This is a genomic window from Corynebacterium sp. HMSC073D01, from assembly GCF_001815555.1.
In the GTDB taxonomy this organism is placed as follows: Bacteria; Actinomycetota; Actinomycetes; order Mycobacteriales; family Mycobacteriaceae; genus Corynebacterium; species Corynebacterium glucuronolyticum.
In genome coordinates this window covers 71,556-90,085 of sequence record NZ_KV821038.1, presented here as the reverse complement: position 1 = coordinate 90,085, position 18,530 = coordinate 71,556, and the positions used below count along the sequence as shown (strand labels likewise).

The window sequence follows — 18,530 nt, the reverse complement described above, 5'->3', positions numbered from 1 at the left end:
CTAAAAGGTATTCCCAATTCTGCTTATCATTTCTGCTAGGGTTGACCGGTCGCACCCGAAATTGAGACGCGCAAACCCGTCATGAACTGCCCCGAACCCGGTGCATGCGTTGAGTCCGACGCGCGCTTTCTCGGCCAAAACCTGCTGTGGGTTGTTGCGCAGCGCAAGGATCTCACATTGTGAGAAATCAAGCCACATGAGGTAGGTCGCATCCGGATGTGACATGCCGATTCCGGGCAGAACCTCGGGCAGGTGGGTGAGGAGATAGTCTCGGTTTTCCACGAGGTACGCGATTTCGTCATCGAGGAACGAGGATGTGTCGGTGTAGCAGGCCACGGCCGCAACGTTCCCGAGAATCGATGGTGGGGGCACGGCGCTTGGGTTGAGTTTCCCCCACGCGTCATTGTCGTGGTCGTTGGTGAGGATGATCTGAGCGGAGCGCAGGCCAGCGACGTTCCACCCCTTGGACGTGGACATGAACGTGATTGTGCGCTCAGAGGCGACATCGGACACGCTGGCGGTGGGGCGGTGATGGTGGCCAGGGTAGACCAGAGGCGCGTGAATTTCGTCGGAAAGCACGCGCACGTCGTACCGGTCCGCGAGTTCCGCCAGATGGATGAGGTAATCCCGCTCGTGGACAACCCCCAACGGATTGTGTGGGGAACAGAGAATGAACGCTGCGGGGTGGTGGTCCTGGAATGCCTCCTCCACTGCGTCGAGGGACAACCCGTCAATGGTGACAACCTCTCGCCCTGCTGATCGGCAAGCGAAGAAGAACGGCGGGTAGCTCGGTGTGGGGATCACGACGGGGCCTGCGGGAACGATGTAGCGGAGCGCTGCGATGAGCGCCTGCATGACGTCGGTTGCCAGATGGATGCGGGAGGGATCGACGTGCCACCCGTAGCGGGCTTGGCAGAACTGGCTGAGCGCCTCTGCGACCTCGTTTCCCGCCGGGGGATAGCCGAATTGTTCCTCGTCAATGGCCTGGTGGAGAGCCTGGGTGATGCAGGGGTTGGTGGCAAAATCTGATTCGGCGATCCACAGTGGCAGCACATCTGGCTCGAAGGCTGTCCACTTCATCGTCCGGCGGCGGCGGAGCGTGTTGAGGTCTGGGCATTTCATGCTTTTGATTGTATTCCTCTGCCGTGCTCATGGAACCTGGCTCACTGTGTCTGCGGTGTCTGGGGTGCCTGGGGTGCCTGGGGTGCCTGGGGTGCCTGCGGTGTCTACTGTGTCTGCTGTGCCTTGCCCACAGAGCGATTAGTTGATGAGGCCGAATTCTTTCAGACGCTTGCGGCTCTCCTCCGTTGCCGTGGAGGTGAGGGCGAGGAGCTGGGAGTAAATACCACCGGAGGCCGCCAGCTCCGCCGGTGCGCCGATCTCGTCCACGCGTCCCTTATCCATCGTGACGATCGTGTCCACGGTCGCAATCGTGGACAAACGGTGGGCGATGATGAGCGTCGAACGGTTGCACATCAGCGCCTCCAACCCGGCCTGAACCTGCTGCTCCGCTTTGGTGTCAAGGGCACTCGTCGCTTCATCAAGAACGAGGATGGGAGCATCCTTCAGCATTGCGCGGGCGATAGCCACGCGCTGCTTCTGGCCACCGGACAGGCGAAGACCACGTTCGCCGATGACAGTGTCATAGCCGTCGGGGAAAGCCTCGATGAAGTCGTGGGCGTACGCGGCCTTGGCAGCGTCGATAATTTCCTCGTCCGTGGCACCGGGCTTGCCGTAGGCAATGTTCTCGCGCACCGTGCCGGAAAACAGCGAAGAATCCTGGAACACCACGCCGATGGATGCCCGCAGATCCTCTGCCTGAACATCGGTGACATCGTGCCCGTTGATGGTAAGTCGGCCGTCGGTCGGCCTATACAGGCCGAGGATGAGATTGACCAGCGTCGACTTGCCGCCGCCGGATTCGCCAACGAGTGCAACCTTTTCACCCGGGTGGACAGCAAAGCTGATGTTGTGGATGACCTCGTCGCCCTCGTCGTAGCTGAAGCTCACGTCGTCGAAAGTGATGGCGGTCGATCCGGCCGCTGCCAGGGGCGTGGCGTGCTGGGGCTGCGCCTCGAGCGTGTGGGAGGAGCCGGTCGCATCGACGACGATCTCGTTGGCCGTCGGCTCGGGGGACACCTCCATCACCTCGAAGTAGTCCTTGGAGCCCGCGATCGCCCGCTGCGTCGTGTCTACGAGGTAGCTCATCATCATGACCGGTTGACGCGCCATGGTGACCAGCTGGATAAGCATGACCATGTCACCGAGGCTGAAATAGCCGTGGAGAGTGCGGTAGAAGAGCACGCCGTAGATGAACAAGAAGATGAGGTCCATCGCCGCGCCGCGTGCGACATCCATGAGGTGCCAATAGCGGGACTGCTCGCGGGTATGCGTCACCGTCTTGCCGTAGCGACGGGAGAAGCCGACGAGCTCAGCCACCTCCGTGACGAAGGACTTCACCACCTTGACCTGGCCGATGACCTCGGCAAAACGCCCGCCTGCGAGGTCAATTTCCCTGTTCTTCGCTGCCTCGATGCGCTGCCATTTCTTGCTCGTCAGCGCCGTCAGCCACATGTAAATGGGGAAAATGATGGCCAGCAGGACCGCAAGCGGCCAGTAATACACCGCCGTGATGATGAGGACAGCCGCCACCGTGAGCAGCATCGGGAAAAAGTTGTTGGAAAAAGCCTGCAGGAACTGCGTGATAGAGGTGATGGACCGGTCAAGCCGGGCGATGATCGTGCCGGTCACTTGGGAATCAAAGTAGCGCTGTGGCAGGGACAACAGCTGCGCGTAATAACGCGTGGAGAGGATCTGTCGCATCCGCGCGGCCATGACATCGCCGATATAGCCGCCGATGTTGCGCACGCCGGTGTTGAGAAGTCCGACGACGAGGATTGCCACGGTCAGCCAGATGATCCGCGTGTTCGCGTCACCCAGTGGCTGCTCGCCGGAAACGACGGAGACGATGGTGTCAGTCGCGTCGCGCATGATGAACGGGTTAATCAGGCCGAGCGCTGCGGTGACAAGGGAGGCGAGGATCACTCCCACATAGAAGGGCCACAGGGCTGTGGCATTTCTAATAATTCGTAGGATGCTACGCACACATACTCCTTCTACCCGCTGTCCCCGGCTCCCGGGGATTATTGCCATATCACCAAACACGCACCCTACCTCACATATTCCCACGACGTGGGGTCGGTAGAATAAGCTAAAGTGCACGTGCTCAGTTCTGGTACGTGTGGACCAAGGATTTCAAGGATGGACGTTTCGTGATGAATCTTCGCCGACCGATCGCCTCTGTGGTAGCTGTTACTGTGTCTGCTGCGCTGGTTCTAGCTGGTTGCTCCGACGAGAAACACGACGGGAACAGTGCCCAAGAATCGTCGGTTAGTGAGAAGGTGTCCACCTCGACTGAGGCTGCCCCGTCGTTCACTCCCAAGGATGTCGCGCCTAAGACGGTGGAAAAGTTTTCCGAACCGGTCGTCGACGAGGGCCTCGGGTTGACCTACAAGCTCGTCAGCGTTGCCGCGGGTAACTTCGGTGGCACCACCGTCGTTGTCACGGTGGAAAACAACAACGAGCAACCGTTCCCGCCGAGCGCGCTGAAGGCCACGTACAAATTTGAGGACTACGACGGCAACAAGGAGCTTTCGGAGGGGGAACCGCTCACGATTTCCGATCCGGACTACATCGTGGGTCTCGACGTGCCCCTCGGTGTGGGGGCGAAGGCGAACCTGAACTTCCCCTACGCTGTGTCCCCCAGCACCGCCTACGATGCGGAGTTCACCATCGGTAACGTGACGTTCAAGGGGAATCTCACCGCCGCCAACTAGGAGCGCACGGTTTTTCGATGCCTCCGCGCACCCTCTTCTCGTCCCCCACGGTCTGCACCGGTGGGGGTTTTTCTTTGCCCCCTTACGCGTAGGGCAGGGGACCGGATGTGGAATCTCCGCGCAGGCGCTTGAGCACATTCTCGGCAGAAATGAGGCACAGTGGAACACCGACACCGGGAACCGTCGTTCCGCCCGCAAAGTACAGGCCGGCGACTTTGGACGAGGCGTTGGAGCCACGGAGGAATGCGGACTGCCACAGCGTGTGCGCCAAGCCAATGGAGGAGGCCTGCCACGAGTTATAGCGCTGGGCGAAATCCGCCGGTCCGATGGTAAACCGCTTTTCCACCTTGGTCTTCAACGCCGGGGCATCCGCGCGCCGGGCGACGACGTCGATCACCTCATCCACGATGTCCTCCACCCGTGGGCTGGGCGCATCATTGTAGGCGGAGCCCCGGCCGATGTGCGGATCAGCGACCGTCGGGATGAGGATGAAGATGTTGGAATGCCCCTCCGGGGCCAGCGTCGGATCGGTGGCGCTGGCCTTGCACACGTAGACGCTGCGCGAAAACTCCTGTCCCGGACGCTTGCCGGAGATAGCAGCAAAGTCGGGCGACCAATCGTCGGAAAGCGAAAGAGTGTGGTGAGCAAGCGTCGGCAGCGGATCGGCGACGCCGAGGAGCGCGACGATCGAACTGATCCCCGGGTCCTTCCGCGACCAGGAGCGGACCGAGCGCAACCGGCGGGGGAGGAGAGACGTCTCCGTGTGGTGGAGATCTGCGGTGGAAACAACGATCGCCGCCGGGATCGTCTCCTCTGTGCCGTCGTGGGTCACCCGAACACCCGTGACCGTTGCGTCCTCCGTGAGGATGCGGGTGACGGTACAGCCGGTGCGCAGCGTCGCGCCGCTAGCGGTGGCGAGCTCCGCCATCTTCCTGATGAGCTGATAGTAGCCACCCTGGGGGTAAGCCACGCCGGCGATGAGGTCGGTGTGACTGAGGAGCTTGTACATGCTCGGCGCGCGGTCGGGTCGCGTGGCCACAAAGACGGCGGGGTACTCCAGCAGCATCCGCAGAATCGGGTTGTTGAATTGGGACTCCACATCGTCCTTCAGGCTGCGGGTGAGCAGCCGGATGAGAAGCGGAATGCGGGTAAGGATCTCCCTGTCCAGGAATGGCTTGATGGAGGTGAACGTGGTGTAGAGGAACGTGGTGAGCGCCACCCGGTAGGTGAGGCTCGCCTCCTCCAGGTAGGCGCGGAGCTTTTCGCCCGCGCCGCGCTCCACCGACTCAGCAAGAGCAACCACATTCTCCATGCCCGTGCGCACGTCGACGGTGGGGAAACTGTCGGTGACCACGCGGTACGCGGGGTCGAGGCGATGGAGGTCGAGCTCCGCCTCCGTTGATGTGCCCATGAGCGAAAAGTAATGGTCGTAGGCCTCCGGCATGAGCCACCAGCTGGGGCCCGTATCCCACCGGTAATCGCCGCTGGTGAAGGTGCCGACGCGCCCGCCCAACCCAGTGAGCTTTTCCACGAGCGTCACCGAATAACCCGCGCGAGCACACAGACCCGCTGTGGCGAGGCCGGTTACCCCACCACCAATGACGACGATAGGGGCGGATGTGGCGGAGACGGGGGCGGGCACGGTGGATTCCTTTTCTCTCGGGTGCGGGGTGAGCATTGGCAGGATTCGCTGCGGGTCTTACTAATCCACATAATCGGGGTGGAGGAGCGCGCGGAAGCGCGAGCACAGGTACAAGAAGGTTGTTGTGGCTGGTGCGGAGAACACGTGACCGGCAGTGGCCTTGTCTGTCGCTGCGGCGAGGTGGCTCTCGCCGATGGAACGGGCCTCGTCCACGATCCCTGAATCGGCGAGGAGCGTGCGTGCCTCATCTAAGCGCATCGAGCTGAGCGCCAGGTGGATTTTCGGCCACGCGGGATAGTTTTCGGCGAGCACCATGAGCGGGGTGGTGCGGTGGTTGCGGATATCGCCCACGAATCCGTTGCCGGTGAGGGCGCGAAGATCGTTCGCCATCCGGAAAGCGGCCCCCAGGTGGCGGGCGACCACCCGGAGCGTGTCACACACCGCCACCGGCCTGCCGGCGATGAGCGCCCCACAGACGAGCGGGGCCTCGAAGCTATAAGGAGAGGTTTTGAGCAGTGCCGCGTTGTCCACCTGGCGTGGGGTGGGGTCGTGGCCGGGGAGAGAATGCTCGACGTCCATGAATTCACCGATGATCGCGTCGTCCACAGCGGTGGTGAGCTCGGCAATCACCCGGCGTGTCGTTTCCGGATCCATGTCCGCCTTGGCTACCAGGGAGGTCGCAGCGTTGAGGGAACTCATCCCGATGAGGACGGCGATGGAGTTGCCATAGTGCGCCGCCGCGTGCGTGCCGATGGTGGGGGAGGCGATGCCGGTGGCGGTGGCGTGAATGGTCTTCAGCCCGCGACGGCTGTGATCGGCATCGATGACATCGTCGATGATGCACAGTCCCGTATGGACGAGGTCGAAGGCCGCACCAACAAGCGCATCCGGTTCGTAGACGGCATCCGCGTCTCCGCCTCCGTCTCCGCCGTTGCCGTCGTCGGCGTTGGTCGGTCGATCGGCACCCAAGTGAACGAGCAGGGAGCGCAGGTGCGTTCCCGTCGTGGCGATCTCCGCCGTGCGTCCGCCGTAGTCAGCGTTGTCTGAGTTGAACTCGTCCAGACGAACGGAAAACGCCGCCGCCTCACGGGCGACGATCTGGGCGGAGGCGTGTGTTCTGGCGCGGAAAATCGGGTGCGCTTCAAGCGGGGCGGGCATAGTGCCATTGTCCCACAGCACCAGGTGATTTCGTGGGAGCACCGGCCAAGTACCCTTAGGGGCATGACAACTCCTCGTACCGAACCAGAGCTGGTCGTGCTCCTCGATGCGTCCAAGGCCCCGTGTGGCGTTGCCGATAAGGCCACCGTCCACACCGACAAGACTCCGCTGCATCTCGCATTCAGCTGCTACGTCGTTGATTCTGCGGGGCGCGTCCTCGTCAGCCGGCGGGCGCTGAGCAAGCTCACCTTCCCCGGTGTGTGGACGAACTCCATGTGCGGGCACCCCGGTCCGGGGGAGACACCGGAAGAAGCGCTCGTGCGGCGGGGCGCGGAGGAGCTCGGCATGCGGCGGGAGGACTTCGTCTCCATCGAGTGTGTGCTCCCTACCTTCGAGTACCGGGCGACCGATTCCAACGGGGTAGTGGAGTGGGAGGTCTGCCCGGTGTTCGTCGCGCAGGTGGCGCCGGACGCGCACGTGGAGGTCGTCCCCGACGAGGTCGATGCCTTCACGTGGGTTCCTGCGGAACAGCTCATCGCCGGGGTGCAGGCCACCCCGTTCGCGTTCAGCTCGTGGATCGGCGCGCAGCTCTCGCACGACGAGCTCCGCGCGGCACTTGTCCGCCGGGTGTAGGCGGGATGACGAAACGGGGTGAGGCCGGAACGAAATCAGGCAGGGGCGAGATCAGGCAAGGATCCGCGCGAGGGCGGTTTCCGGCACGCTGATCATCTCCGGCCGGTTCTCCCTCTCGTACACGACCTCGTAGGCGCACTTATCCGCGATGTACGCGCGGAGGACATCGGCATCCACGTCACCGTAGCTGCCCAGCAGCTCGGCTGCTTTCTCCTCGGTCCAGCCGTCGTCCTTCCCACTGGCGGCTGCAGCGTAGCCGAAGGAGCGGATCATCCCCGCCAGGTCGCGCAGCGGTGAGTCGAGACGCCGGCGCTCCTCAAGGCTGGCTGCGGGCTCCCCCTCAAAATCGATGAGCACCCAGGTGCCATCGGCAGTCAGCGTCTGCCCCAGGTGGAGGTCGCCGTGAATGCGCTGGGTGGGTATGGTCCGGTCGGCGACACTGCGGTAGAGGGCACGGAGATCGTCCTCGTAGCGGGACAACTGCGGTGCACGGGCGAGGAGGCCGTCGAGGCGGGCATCGAGGTTGCGTGCGAGCTCGCCGGGGGCGAGGGTGCCCGTGCCGCACGTCGCGGCCAGCTGGGTGTGCACGTCGCGGATCGCGGCGCCGAGGGGTGCTGCGTCGAGGTCATCGGGGTGGGCGGTGACGAAATCGTAGCCGTCCTCGCCGGGCACAACGTCTTGCACCATGGCGGTGACGTATTCCGTCCCCTCAAGCTCAACGGTGGTCCAGCCGCGCAGGGGAGCGATGTGGGTGCACCCTGCTTCGGTCAGCGCTTCCAGGAGCTCGATATCGGGGTTGGGGCTCGGGGTGAGGCGCCGGAAGTATTTGACGATGACCCGGTCGTTGTAGATCCACGAGGTGTTGGATTGCTCACCCACCGGCCGCACGGATTCCACCGGTGGCATCGCCGGGTCGGTGAGCTTGTGCAGCACACCCGACCCCGCCGCATACCCGTTGGACAGCTGTTTTCCCGCCGCGAACGCGGTGTCCTCCTGCCCGAGGATGTCGTTTCCCTGCTTGTCGACGACCAGTTGGTACAGGTCACTGCCCTGCTCACGGTGGATGCGTGCGAAGGTGAGCGTACCCGGGGCATCCTTGCCCTTGATGAGCTCAGGGCGGGCGAGGGGTGCCTCGCCGAGGATCTCCACGCCCGTGATGGGTTCGGACTTGGTGGCGAAGAAACGTGCAGTGGTCAGTGTGTCTGTATTAATCATGAAATATCAAACCAAAAGAATCCGTAGGGGGGCAGGGTGAGCGTCCAGGAGTCCGTCAGAGGCGGGAACTCCTCCCCGCCGGTGAGCTCCCGGGCACTGCCACCGGCGAACTCGGACAGATCTAACCGGGCGGGCTGCGGGCGGGAGCTCAAGTTGTTGACGCACAGTATCGTCTCGTCCTCGTGGGTGAGCACAAAACTGAACACTGTTACATTGTCGCACGGCAGTTCCTTAAATTCACCCTTGCCAAAGGCATCGTACTGCTTGCGGATGTGGATCAGGGAGCGCGTCCAGTTGAGGAGGGACGACTCGCGGCGGCGCTGCGTCTCCACGTTGATGGCACCGTAGCCGAACTCAGCATTCATGATCACGGGAGCGTACAACTTCTCCGGGTCGGCGGAGGAGAAGCCGCCGTTCCTGTCCGGTGACCATTGCATGGGGGTGCGCACGCCATCGCGGTCACCGAGCCAAATATTGTCGCCCATGCCGATCTCGTCGCCGTAGTACAAGACGGGGGACCCTGGCAGGGAAAGCAGCAGCGCGGTGAATAGCTCCAGCTGGTTTCGGTCGCCTTCCAGCAGCGGGGCGAGGCGACGCCGGATACCCACGTTGGACTTCATCCGGGGGTCGTAGGCGAACTGCTGGTACATGTACGCCCGCTCGTCCTCAGACACCATTTCCAAGGTGAGCTCGTCGTGGTTGCGCAGGAAGATGCCCCACTGTGCGGAATCCGGGATGACCGGGGTAGAACGCAGGATGGAGGAGATCGGGTCACGTGATTGCATCCGGGAAGCCATGAAAATGCGCGGCATGACGGGGAAGTGGAAACACATGTGGCACTCGTCGCCGACGGTTGGTTCGCCGAAGTACTCGACGACGTCAACGGGCCACTGGTTGGCCTCTGCCAAGAGGATGCGACCCGGGTACTCCTCGTCGATCATCGCCCGGCAACGCTTCAGGAAGGCATGCGTCTCGGGGAGGTTTTCGCAGTTCGTGCCTTCCCGCTCGAAGAGGTAAGGCACGGCATCGAGGCGGAAGCCGTCGAGTCCCAGGTCAAGCCAGAAACGCATGGCATCGAGGATGGCCTCCTGGACCTTGGGATTGTCGTAGTTGAGATCCGGCTGGTGGTGGAAGAAGCGATGCCAATAATACTGTCCCCGCTTTTCGTTGTAGGTCCAGTTTGAGGTCTCCGTATCCACGAAGATGATGCGTGCATCGGAGTACGCATCGTCGGTGTCACTCCAGACATAGAAGTCGCCGTAGGGGCCGTCCGGATCCTCGACGGACTGGGTGAACCAGGGGTGCTCGTCGCTCGTGTGGTTGACCACCATGTCGGTGATGACGCGCAGCCCGAGCTTGTGGGCCCCGTCGACAAGCGCGACAAAGTCATCGACGGTGCCGAATTCCGGCAGAATCTTCCGGAAGTCGCGGATGTCGTAGCCGCCGTCGCTCAGGGGGGAATCATAAAACGGCGGCAGCCAAATGCAGTCGACGCCGAGCCACTTAATGTACTCGAGCTTTTCTGTGAGTCCCTTAAGATCGCCGGTGCCGTCGCCGTTGGAGTCGTAGAAGGCGCGAACGAGTACTTCGTAGAATACGGCGCTCTTGTACCACTCGGGATCGGATTTTTCCCACGGCAGGTCGCCCGGGGCGGGGGAGGCCTGCGGGAAATTGCGGGCGCTGGTTTCTTTTACCAGGCCGTCGGGGGTGAGAGCGTAGTCGGCGTTATCTTTGTCAGCCATATCTCCACACTAAAACAAATAGTCTCGCTGTGTCCCACGTTTTATTTGCGTCTTGAGTTTAAGACTTAATATGGAAGATTCCAAGGTTGCACATAGAAAAGCAACTCTTTTTAAAAAATGCTTGCCAGAAACTTAAGTGCCGTCTAAGCTAGGCCTTAAGTAAGAAAGCCCCAGCGCCTAAGGAGAAACAATGAAACGAGCAGCCGTAGCAGTCGCTACTTCCACCGCTGTCGCGTTCGCATCGCTTGCAGCCCCTGCAATGGCGCAGGAGACGATCAACGTAAATCCCGTTCCCCCGGTTGCCGAGCGGAACATCCCGGATCCCACTGATCACAACACGAACGATGATTTCCTCGGCAACAAGTCCGGTCTGACCAGCGAGCTTGAGGGTGTCATCGCAGCTATCGCAGCGCTCATGGGGTTGGCCGCTATCGCCGGTGTCGCAACCACCGCAGCAGGCCCCATCGCAGGCTTCAACTTCTGACAAAAGCTTTTCCCCGCAGCCTAGGCTGCGGGGATTTTTTATTGCCCTAATCCTGCGGAAACGCCCTCATGATAGGGGTGAAGGGATCGGAGACGAGCTCCGCTGTTCCTGAAAACAAACCAACGCTAAGAACATTCTTAGACTCACCATAGGCAGGCCAGCTCACCGTGCCATCTGTGGCAAAGCTGAGAACCTCCGGATGAACCCTAGCCACGGTCGCGGAAATATCCGCACCCACACGCTGCTGCTCCTCCTCCGGATTATCCCCAAAAGAATCAAAGAAGATCGGCAAATCCGCGCAGTGCTTCGCGGCGCGGGCCACACCATCGTCGCCCCTCCCATGAAACGACAAGAGCCACGTGGTGTCCGGCGCACACTCCGCCACCCGCACCGCGTGCTGACGAATCATGAAATCGCCCGTGAGCTGCTGCATCCGCCGCTTCTTCGGCTCATACGAGGTGTACAGCTCAGGCGTTGCAAGCCCCAATGTGGGGGCGAGCGTCTCAATCGCCTTGCCAGTAAACGGCAGCCGATCAAAAGACGGCGCCGGAGGCATGTCGTAGCACTCGTTTTCTAAGGTATCTATCACAATCGGGATCTCCACTAGCTCCTCCGGCTTAAACGGTGCCGGGCCGAAGGCGAGATCCAGGCGGGACGCGCGGTGCAGCTTCTTGGTCAACCGGGCGATGTCATCGTGGCGCAGGGAATCGAAGTGCCCCGCAGTCAAAGCCCCGCCGACGCTGCGCCGAATCGTGTCCTCCTTTAGCGTCACAGGGTGCCGGGGGAAAGCAGGAGACAGTGCCCACAGGCGTCGAAAAGCCCCGCGGTAATGATCGCGGCGGGCCAGCCACAAAGCGATCGCCCCGCCAGCAGACTGCCCAGACAACGTGACATTCGTGGGATCACCACCGAACGACTCAATCGCATCCTGCACCCACTCCAGAGCCGTATTCACATCGTCGATCCCCCGGTAGTGGTTCGGCTGATCCGCAGAAAACGGAACAAAACCCTGCACACCCAGGCGGTAATCCACCGACACCGTGATGACGCCATCCCGCGCCGCCGACGACGCCCCATACCACGGGCCGATATGCGTGCCCTCCTCAAAACCCCCGCCGTGCACAAACACGATGACCGGCAGGTGAGAATCCGCAGTGGCATGGGCGGGACCCGTCACCGACAGATACAGTTCGTGCGGCGGACTCTCCGGATCAGGCTGGGGGACAGGCCCTTCCGTGGGGACGATCGCCGAGGCCCCAAACGGGGTAGGAGATGCCCCGAAACGGATCGATTCGAAGAAGGCGACCTCCTCTTCCTCCGTCACCCCAAAGGCCCGCCCGTGAGGCGTATCAATGACTAGCTCGCTTTGTGCCACGTGTCCTCCTATGTCTCGTCTACCATGAATCTTATGACGAACCCACTGCTAAAAGAATCACCACTGCCGTATCACCTGCCGCCGTTTGCTGAGATCACCGACGCCCACGTCCTCCCTGCCTTCCGCGAGGGGCTGGCCGCTCATGATAAGGAGATCGAAGAGATCCTCGCCGAGCCGGAGGCCACCTGGGAGAACACCGTCGAGGCGTTCGAGCGCTCCGGGGCGATCCTCGACCGCGTCTGCGCATACATCTATAACGTGGTGGGCACCGACTCCAACGACACCCGCGAGGCGATCGTCGCCGAAATGAGCCCCGCCCTCGCCGAGCACGAAAACGCCATCTACCAAAACGAGGCGCTCTACGAGCGGATCCAACAGGTCACCCCGCCGGAGGCCGAGGGGGAGAGACTGAAGAAGGAACTCCTGCGCCGCTTCACCCGCGCCGGCGTCCGCCTGTCGGCGAACGGGAAAAAACGACTGTCGGCCATTGACCGCGAACTCGCCGAGCTGGACGACCGCTTCTCCAAGACGCTCAACTCCACCACCCGGGACCTCGCCGTCGAGTTCACCCGCGCCGAGCTCGAGGGGCTTTCCGACGATCAGGTAGCGTCCTACCACGTCTCCGGCGACACCTACCGCGTTCCTCTGGAACTGCCCACGGTCCAGTCCCTGCAGCGCGAACTCACCCGCCACGATTCCCGTGCAAAGCTCTACGAGGAGTCCCAGAAGCGCGGAGGGGAGGAGAACCTCCGTCTGGCAGTCACCATGGCGACGCTGCGCGCCGAGCGCGCCCGCCTCCTCGGCTACCGCACCCACGCCGATTACGTCATCGAGGTGGAGACCGCCGACGATGCCGACGCCGCCCGCATGCTCCTCGCTGATCTCGCGCCCAGCGCCTCCGCGAACGCCGCCGGCGAGTTCAAACTGCTTGTCGACGCCGCCGACGAGCCTGTCACCGGCGCCGACTGGCCCTACTGGGAGTCCCGGGTGAAGGTGCGGGACTACGCCCTCGACGAGGCGGAACTCAAGGAATACTTCCCGCTCGACCGCGTGCTCCGCGACGGCGTTTTCTACGCCGCCAACCGCCTCTACGGCATCACCGTCACCCACCGCGACGATCTCCACGGCTACAACCCAGACACCGATGTGTGGGAGGTGAAGGAAGAGGACGGAACCGGAATCGGCCTCATCATCACCGACTATTTCGCCCGCCCCGAAAAGCGCGGCGGCGCGTGGATGAGCAGCTTCAACGACCAAGCCCACCTCACCGGTGAAAAGCCCGTGGTAGTCAACGTGTTGAGCATCACCAAGCCCACCGACGGCTCCACGCCACTCTTGACCATGGACGAGGTCACCACCTTGTTCCATGAGTTCGGCCACGCCCTCCACGGGCTCCTCTCGGACGTGAAGTACCCAAGCTTCTCCGGCACGAACGTCCCCCGCGACTGGGTCGAGTTCCCCTCCCAGATCAACGAGAACTGGGCGCTCGACCCTGCCGTCATCCGCCACTACGCCCACCACGTCACCACCGGCGAGGTCATCCCCGACAGGCTTATCGACGCCATCGAGAAGGCACGCCTGTTCGGCCAGGGCTTTGCCACCGCCGAATACCTCGGCGCCGCCATCGTCGACCTGGCCTGGCACTCACTTACCCTCGACGAGGTGCAGAAGATCGCCGCCACCCCGGAGTCCGTGGCCGAGTTCGAGGCGAACGCGCTGGAGAGCTACGGCCTGTCCGTCGACCACCTTGCGCCCCGCTACCAGACAGCCTACTTCCAGCACATCTTCGCCGGCGGCTACTCCGCCGGCTACTACTCCTACCTGTGGGCGGAGGCACTCGATGCCGACGGCTTCAGCTGGTTCACCGAGACCGGTGCGGCGGGGGCAGAGGACGTGCCTGCCAGCACCGTCCGCGAGGCGGGGCAACGCTTCCGCGATCTCATCCTGTCCACGGGCGCCTCCAAGGACTACACCAGCCAGTTCCGCACGCTGCGCGGCCGCGATAAGGACGTGGCACCGCTGCTTGCCCGCCGCGGCCTCATGGGTGCTGTGTAAATGCTGGATTGGTGCACCCAAACCCTTACCTCCTCCAGCATGTGGCTGCAGGTGCCGATCGTGCTGGGGGTGGCGGTTCCGCTGTGCGCCGTCGTCGCGGAGTACATGCAGCGGGCGCTCAACTTTTTGGGCGCGAAAACCTATAGGTGGTTTAATGGTGAAAAGACAAGGAGGATACGTAAAGGTGAATAAAGCCGAGCACTTTCAAAAAGACAAGGGAAAGCGAGGCCCAACGGTTATCACGTGGTCGCTCGTGGGCCTCATCGCCTTTGTCATCATCGCCTGGCTAGTGACCTCGCTCTAGCACGAGCGCCTTGTAGTAACGCTGGTCACGGAGCGTTTCCAGCGTCACCGCCTCACCCTTTTCATTGGTGAGCGGGATGCACCAGTTGGGATACTGGCTGCGGACGGTCCCCGGCTGGTTCTGCGCCCGCCGGTCGCCGGTGAGATCCACCAGCGCCGTACACGTGAGCAGCGAGGGCGTGCCACGGACAAACTCCGACAACTGGCGCACAATCTCCAGCGTCGTATCCCTGGAGGGGCGCTCGCTCAGGTCCAAGGAGGCGTAGAACTCCGGGTCAAGCGCGACCTCGTAGATCTGCTTCTGCCACGCAAAATCGGAGGCATCCTCCTCCTCAAAGCTGTTTTCTAGGAGCCCCAGTCGGTCGCGCAGGGCGATGTGCTCGCCTTCCACCATGCCGGCTGTCGGCGGCAGATCATGCGTCGTTCCGCTGGTCAAAGCGAGAGTGCGGTACTCGTCTTGGCGACGCGCGCCTTCATGATGTGGCGACCCCTCAAACCACAAGATCGACGTCCCCATCAGCCCCCGCTCCGCCAGATAATCCTGCACCCACGGCTCGAACGTGCCCATGTCCTCGCCGATGACAACAGCACCGGCGCGCGTGGCCTCGAGGGCGAGGACACCGACGAGGGCGTTGTAGTCATAGTTCATGTACGTGCCGAGCTTCGCGGACTCGCCACGGGGAATCCAAAACAGGCGGAACAGTCCCAGAATGTGGTCGATGCGCAGGGCACCGGAGTGGCGCAGGACCGTGCGAATCATGTCGCGGAACGGCGCGTACCCGGCCTCGGCGAGGGCGTACGGGTTCCACGGCGGCTGCGACCAGTCCTGGCCGAACACGTTGTACGGATCCGGCGGGGCACCGACAGACACCTCCGGGGCGAGGATGTCCGATAGCGTTTCCGCATCCGCGCCCTTCGGGTGCACGCCGACGGCGAGATCGTTCATGATGCCGATCTCCATGCCCGCGTCCTTCAGCGCTTTCTGTGCCGTGGCCAGCTGCTCGTCGCAAATGAACTGCAGCCAGCGGTAGAACTCTGCATCCTCGGGGAAACCGTCCTCCTCGGCGTGGGCGCCGGTCGCGGTGCACTCCGCGCGTGCGAGCTGGTGGCCGCACCAGAGGGCGAACTCGTCGAGCCCGTCGCCTTCGGCCTCGCAGTAGGCGCGGTACATATCATGACGGGGTCCGGACTGTTCGCGGTGGAAGAACAGCTCGCGCAGCGCCTGCAGCTTGATGTCAAAGATTGGGTTGCGCTTGATCGGATCAGGTGTGGTGTTCGTCGCTCGCAGGCCCGCGGCAAGGGCGTCGATGTCGGCGCGGGTCGCGTCGTCGACAAGCGAATACTCGGGGACATCCTCCACACATATATAAATCGGATTGACGAAGCGACGCGAGGTAGGCAGGTACGGGGAATCCTCTACCGGCGGGGCAGGCTGGGCGGCGTGAAGCGGATTGATGAGCAGAAAATCCACATCATCGTCCTCCGCGAGGATGGTGCCCAACGTGGCCAAATCGCGGAAATCACCGATCCCCCACGAGCGTTCCGAGCGCACCGAATACAGCTGCGCCATGACTCCGTGGCGCTGGCGGGATGGGGTGGGCACCTGTGCCGGCACCACGATCAGCCCAGTCTCCGCCTGCACACTCTCCGAATCAAGCCGCAACGTGTGCCAGCCAAGCGGCAGGTCCCGTGGGGTGGAGAAAGTCGCCTCACCCCACAACACCCCACCGATGGTGCGCGGATCCGTCCAGTTCTCCTCCTGCACGGCCTCCACCACTTCGCCCTGCTCCGTGGCGATGGTCACGTGCGCAGACGCGCCATGATGAACGTGGACAGTAAAGAAGTGAGAATCACCCTGCCGGGCAACCACGCAGCGGGGGAGAGGCCGCGAGAACAGTTCCTCCTCCGCCGCCAATTGTTGGGAAACCAACTCTTCCTCGGTTTCACCTACTGTCACGCCGATTGCGTGAAGGAGCGCCGTGAGCGTCTCAGGGCCCGCCTCCACTGTCGTACCCGTCGCCGAGGTATAGCTCGTCGAAATCGAGTATGCCTGCGCCAACTTGGAAAGCTCGTCGATGTAACTCACGAGTTTTATCATGCCAGACTGTTAGTAAATGCGGGGATTCAGGGCTGTCGCGCCGGGGAACTAAGTAGCTGGTTCCGCGAGCTGCGTACTAACCTTAACCCCATGCAGGAATTCAGTACCCCCGCGAAGTACGACATCGGCCCCCACGACACCGTGCTCACAGCACTCCTCGGCCTCGCACAGGCGCGACCATACGGTGTCAGCTTCACCCGGCCCCAGAACTTCGAATGGGTGAACGTCACCACCAAAGACTTCGTCGATGAAGTCTTCGAAGTCGCCAAAGGCCTCATCGCCAACGGGGTACAGCAAGGCGACCGCGTAGCCCTGCTCTCCGAGACCCGGTACGAATGGTCGCTCCTCGATTTCGCCATCTGGGCAGCAGGTGCCGCCTCCGTCCCGATCTACGGCTCCTCCTCCCTGTCCCAGGTGCGGTGGGCCATCGAGGACTCCGGTGCGGTCATCGCCGTCACCGAGACCCGAGACCACACCGAGATCATGAAGCACCTCGTCCTCGGCCCCGATGGCAAGCCACCGCTATCGGATTCCCCCTCCAAACTGCGCCGCATCCTGGAAATCAACAGCTCCGGTGTCGACACCATCAAATTCGAAGGCCGCGATATTTCCGACGACGAGGTGTGGGAACGCATCCGCACCACCTCCTCGGATGACCTCGCATCGATCGTCTACACATCAGGAACAACCGGGCGCCCCAAGGGCTGTATGCTCACCCACCACAACTGGCTCGCCCAGGTGCTGGGTCTACTCACACACCCCATCGGCCAGATCGCCCGCCCCGGCAACTCCATGGTGACCTTCCTGCCGCTGGCCCACGTGCTCGCCCGCGCCGTGTCCCTCGCCTTCGTCGTCTCCGGCGGCACGCAGTCCCACTGGTCCAACTTCAAGACCATCTCCGTGGAGCTGCAGCGCAACCGCCCGAACCTCATCCTCGGCGTGCCCCGCGTATTTGAAAAGGTACGCAACGCCGCGGCCAACAACGCCCTCGACCGCGGGCCCATCCAGGCCGCCACCTTCGCTAAGGCGGAGCAGGTCGCTATCGACTACTCCAAGGCCATGGACGAAGAAGACGGACCCTCCCGCAGGCTGGAGATGCAACACTCCATCTTCGAAAAACTCATCTACAAGAAGATTCGCTCGGCCATCGGTGGCGCCTGCAACTACGCCATATCAGGAGGCTCCGCCATGAGCCATGACTTGCTGCACTTCTTCCGCGGCATCGGGATCCCCGTCTACGAAGGCTACGGCCTCACCGAGGTCGCCGCTGCGGCAGCCGTCAACTTTGGCAAGGACAACGTCATCGGCACCGTCGGCCAGCCCGTCGGTGGCATGGCCGTAAAAATCAACGACGACGGTGAAATCTGCCTCCGCGGAGAGCAACTATTCACCGGCTATTGGCAAAACGACATCGCCACGGCAGAGGCCTTCGACTCCGAGGGCTACTTCAACACCGGTGATCTCGGCGAACTCCTCGACACCGGGCACATTGTCATCACCGGCCGCAAGAAGGACCTCATCGTCACCGCAGGCGGCAAGAACGTCTCCCCCGGGCCACTGGAGGACAAGCTCCGCGCCCACCCGCTCATCTCCCAGGCACTCGTCGTCGGCGACGGTAAACCCTTCATCGCCGTCCTCATCGCCCTCGACGAAGACGCCATGCTGCGCTGGAAACTCGGCCACAACTTCCCGGAGAACAAGCCCACCAAAGAGCTCGTCACCGACCCGATGCTGCGCGCCGAAATCCAAGACGCTATCAACGCCGCCAACGCCTCCGTCTCCCACGCGGAATCGATCAAGAAGTTCTACATCCTCGACCGCGATCTCACCGAGGAAGGAAACGAACTCACCCCTACCATGAAGGTCAAGAGGAACATCGTCGTCAGCCGTTTCGCAGAGGAAATCGACTGGATCTACAGAAAGAAATAACCTCCCCGGCCCTGCCTCCCCGGCCCGGGGCACACGGAGCCGTAAAGTGAGGTGCAGTCC

14 protein-coding genes are annotated in these 18,530 nt (G+C 62.5%); 6 read left to right on the top strand and 8 right to left on the bottom strand.

What is annotated here, in order from left to right:
• A complete protein-coding gene (locus tag HMPREF3044_RS06150) occupies positions 1 to 1,122 on the bottom strand; it encodes a MalY/PatB family protein (protein WP_070740047.1) in 1,122 nt (373 codons plus the stop codon).
• A gap of 138 nt (positions 1,123 to 1,260) precedes the next feature.
• A complete protein-coding gene (locus HMPREF3044_RS06145; protein WP_070740179.1) occupies positions 1,261 to 3,153 on the bottom strand; it encodes an ABC transporter ATP-binding protein in 1,893 nt (630 codons plus the stop codon).
• 122 nt (positions 3,154 to 3,275) lie between these two features.
• Between HMPREF3044_RS06145 and HMPREF3044_RS06140 the strand changes: the two genes are divergently transcribed.
• Positions 3,276 to 3,836: a hypothetical protein gene (locus tag HMPREF3044_RS06140; RefSeq protein WP_231286067.1), complete on the top strand. Its 561-nt coding sequence runs from the start codon at positions 3,276 to 3,278 to the stop codon at positions 3,834 to 3,836.
• Positions 3,837 to 3,918: 82 nt separating this feature from the next.
• On the opposite strand, the gene crtI is transcribed toward HMPREF3044_RS06140, so the two are convergent.
• Both crtI and HMPREF3044_RS06130 read right to left on the bottom strand, forming a co-directional pair.
• Positions 3,919 to 5,514 (bottom strand): phytoene desaturase family protein, encoded by a 1,596-nt coding sequence (crtI, locus tag HMPREF3044_RS06135; protein ID WP_005389262.1) that lies wholly within the window; start codon positions 5,512 to 5,514, stop codon positions 3,919 to 3,921.
• Positions 5,515 to 5,538: 24 nt separating this feature from the next.
• Entirely contained in the window at positions 5,539 to 6,636 is a 1,098-nt protein-coding gene (locus HMPREF3044_RS06130; protein ID WP_070740176.1) for a polyprenyl synthetase family protein, read from the bottom strand.
• A gap of 63 nt (positions 6,637 to 6,699) precedes the next feature.
• On the opposite strand from HMPREF3044_RS06130, the gene idi reads away from it, so the two are divergent.
• Positions 6,700 to 7,269, top strand: a complete 570-nt coding sequence (gene idi / locus HMPREF3044_RS06125; RefSeq protein ID WP_005389264.1) for an isopentenyl-diphosphate Delta-isomerase — start codon at positions 6,700 to 6,702, stop codon at positions 7,267 to 7,269.
• 51 nt (positions 7,270 to 7,320) lie between these two features.
• Here idi and HMPREF3044_RS06120 read toward each other — a convergent pair whose 3' ends face one another.
• Positions 7,321 to 8,484: a phosphotransferase gene (locus HMPREF3044_RS06120; protein WP_070740044.1), complete on the bottom strand. Its 1,164-nt coding sequence runs from the start codon at positions 8,482 to 8,484 to the stop codon at positions 7,321 to 7,323.
• The gene (gene treS / locus HMPREF3044_RS06115; RefSeq protein ID WP_005395380.1) at positions 8,481 to 10,226 is read right to left on the bottom strand and encodes a maltose alpha-D-glucosyltransferase; all 1,746 of its coding nucleotides are present in this window, start codon (positions 10,224 to 10,226) and stop codon (positions 8,481 to 8,483) included. Before treS ends, HMPREF3044_RS06120 begins: the two co-directional genes overlap by 4 nt.
• A gap of 190 nt (positions 10,227 to 10,416) precedes the next feature.
• Between treS and HMPREF3044_RS06110 the strand changes: the two genes are divergently transcribed.
• A complete protein-coding gene (locus HMPREF3044_RS06110) occupies positions 10,417 to 10,710 on the top strand; it encodes a hypothetical protein (protein WP_070740042.1) in 294 nt (97 codons plus the stop codon).
• A 46-nt stretch (positions 10,711 to 10,756) separates the two neighbouring features.
• On the opposite strand, the gene HMPREF3044_RS06105 is transcribed toward HMPREF3044_RS06110, so the two are convergent.
• On the bottom strand, positions 10,757 to 12,085 hold the full coding sequence (locus HMPREF3044_RS06105; protein WP_070740041.1) for a carboxylesterase family protein: 1,329 nt from the start codon (positions 12,083 to 12,085) through the stop codon (positions 10,757 to 10,759).
• A 24-nt stretch (positions 12,086 to 12,109) separates the two neighbouring features.
• On the opposite strand from HMPREF3044_RS06105, the gene HMPREF3044_RS06100 reads away from it, so the two are divergent.
• Both HMPREF3044_RS06100 and HMPREF3044_RS06095 read left to right on the top strand, forming a co-directional pair.
• Positions 12,110 to 14,140, top strand: a complete 2,031-nt coding sequence (locus HMPREF3044_RS06100) for a M3 family metallopeptidase (RefSeq protein WP_070740174.1) — start codon at positions 12,110 to 12,112, stop codon at positions 14,138 to 14,140.
• 39 nt (positions 14,141 to 14,179) lie between these two features.
• The gene (locus HMPREF3044_RS06095; protein WP_231286029.1) at positions 14,180 to 14,332 is read left to right on the top strand and encodes a hypothetical protein; all 153 of its coding nucleotides are present in this window, start codon (positions 14,180 to 14,182) and stop codon (positions 14,330 to 14,332) included.
• 94 nt (positions 14,333 to 14,426) lie between these two features.
• On the opposite strand, the gene malQ is transcribed toward HMPREF3044_RS06095, so the two are convergent.
• Positions 14,427 to 16,529: a 4-alpha-glucanotransferase gene (malQ, locus tag HMPREF3044_RS06090; RefSeq protein WP_210400529.1), complete on the bottom strand. Its 2,103-nt coding sequence runs from the start codon at positions 16,527 to 16,529 to the stop codon at positions 14,427 to 14,429.
• A 102-nt stretch (positions 16,530 to 16,631) separates the two neighbouring features.
• On the opposite strand from malQ, the gene HMPREF3044_RS06085 reads away from it, so the two are divergent.
• On the top strand, positions 16,632 to 18,470 hold the full coding sequence (locus HMPREF3044_RS06085) for an AMP-dependent synthetase/ligase (RefSeq protein WP_070740034.1): 1,839 nt from the start codon (positions 16,632 to 16,634) through the stop codon (positions 18,468 to 18,470).
• The last annotated feature ends 60 nt before the right edge of the window (positions 18,471 to 18,530 follow it).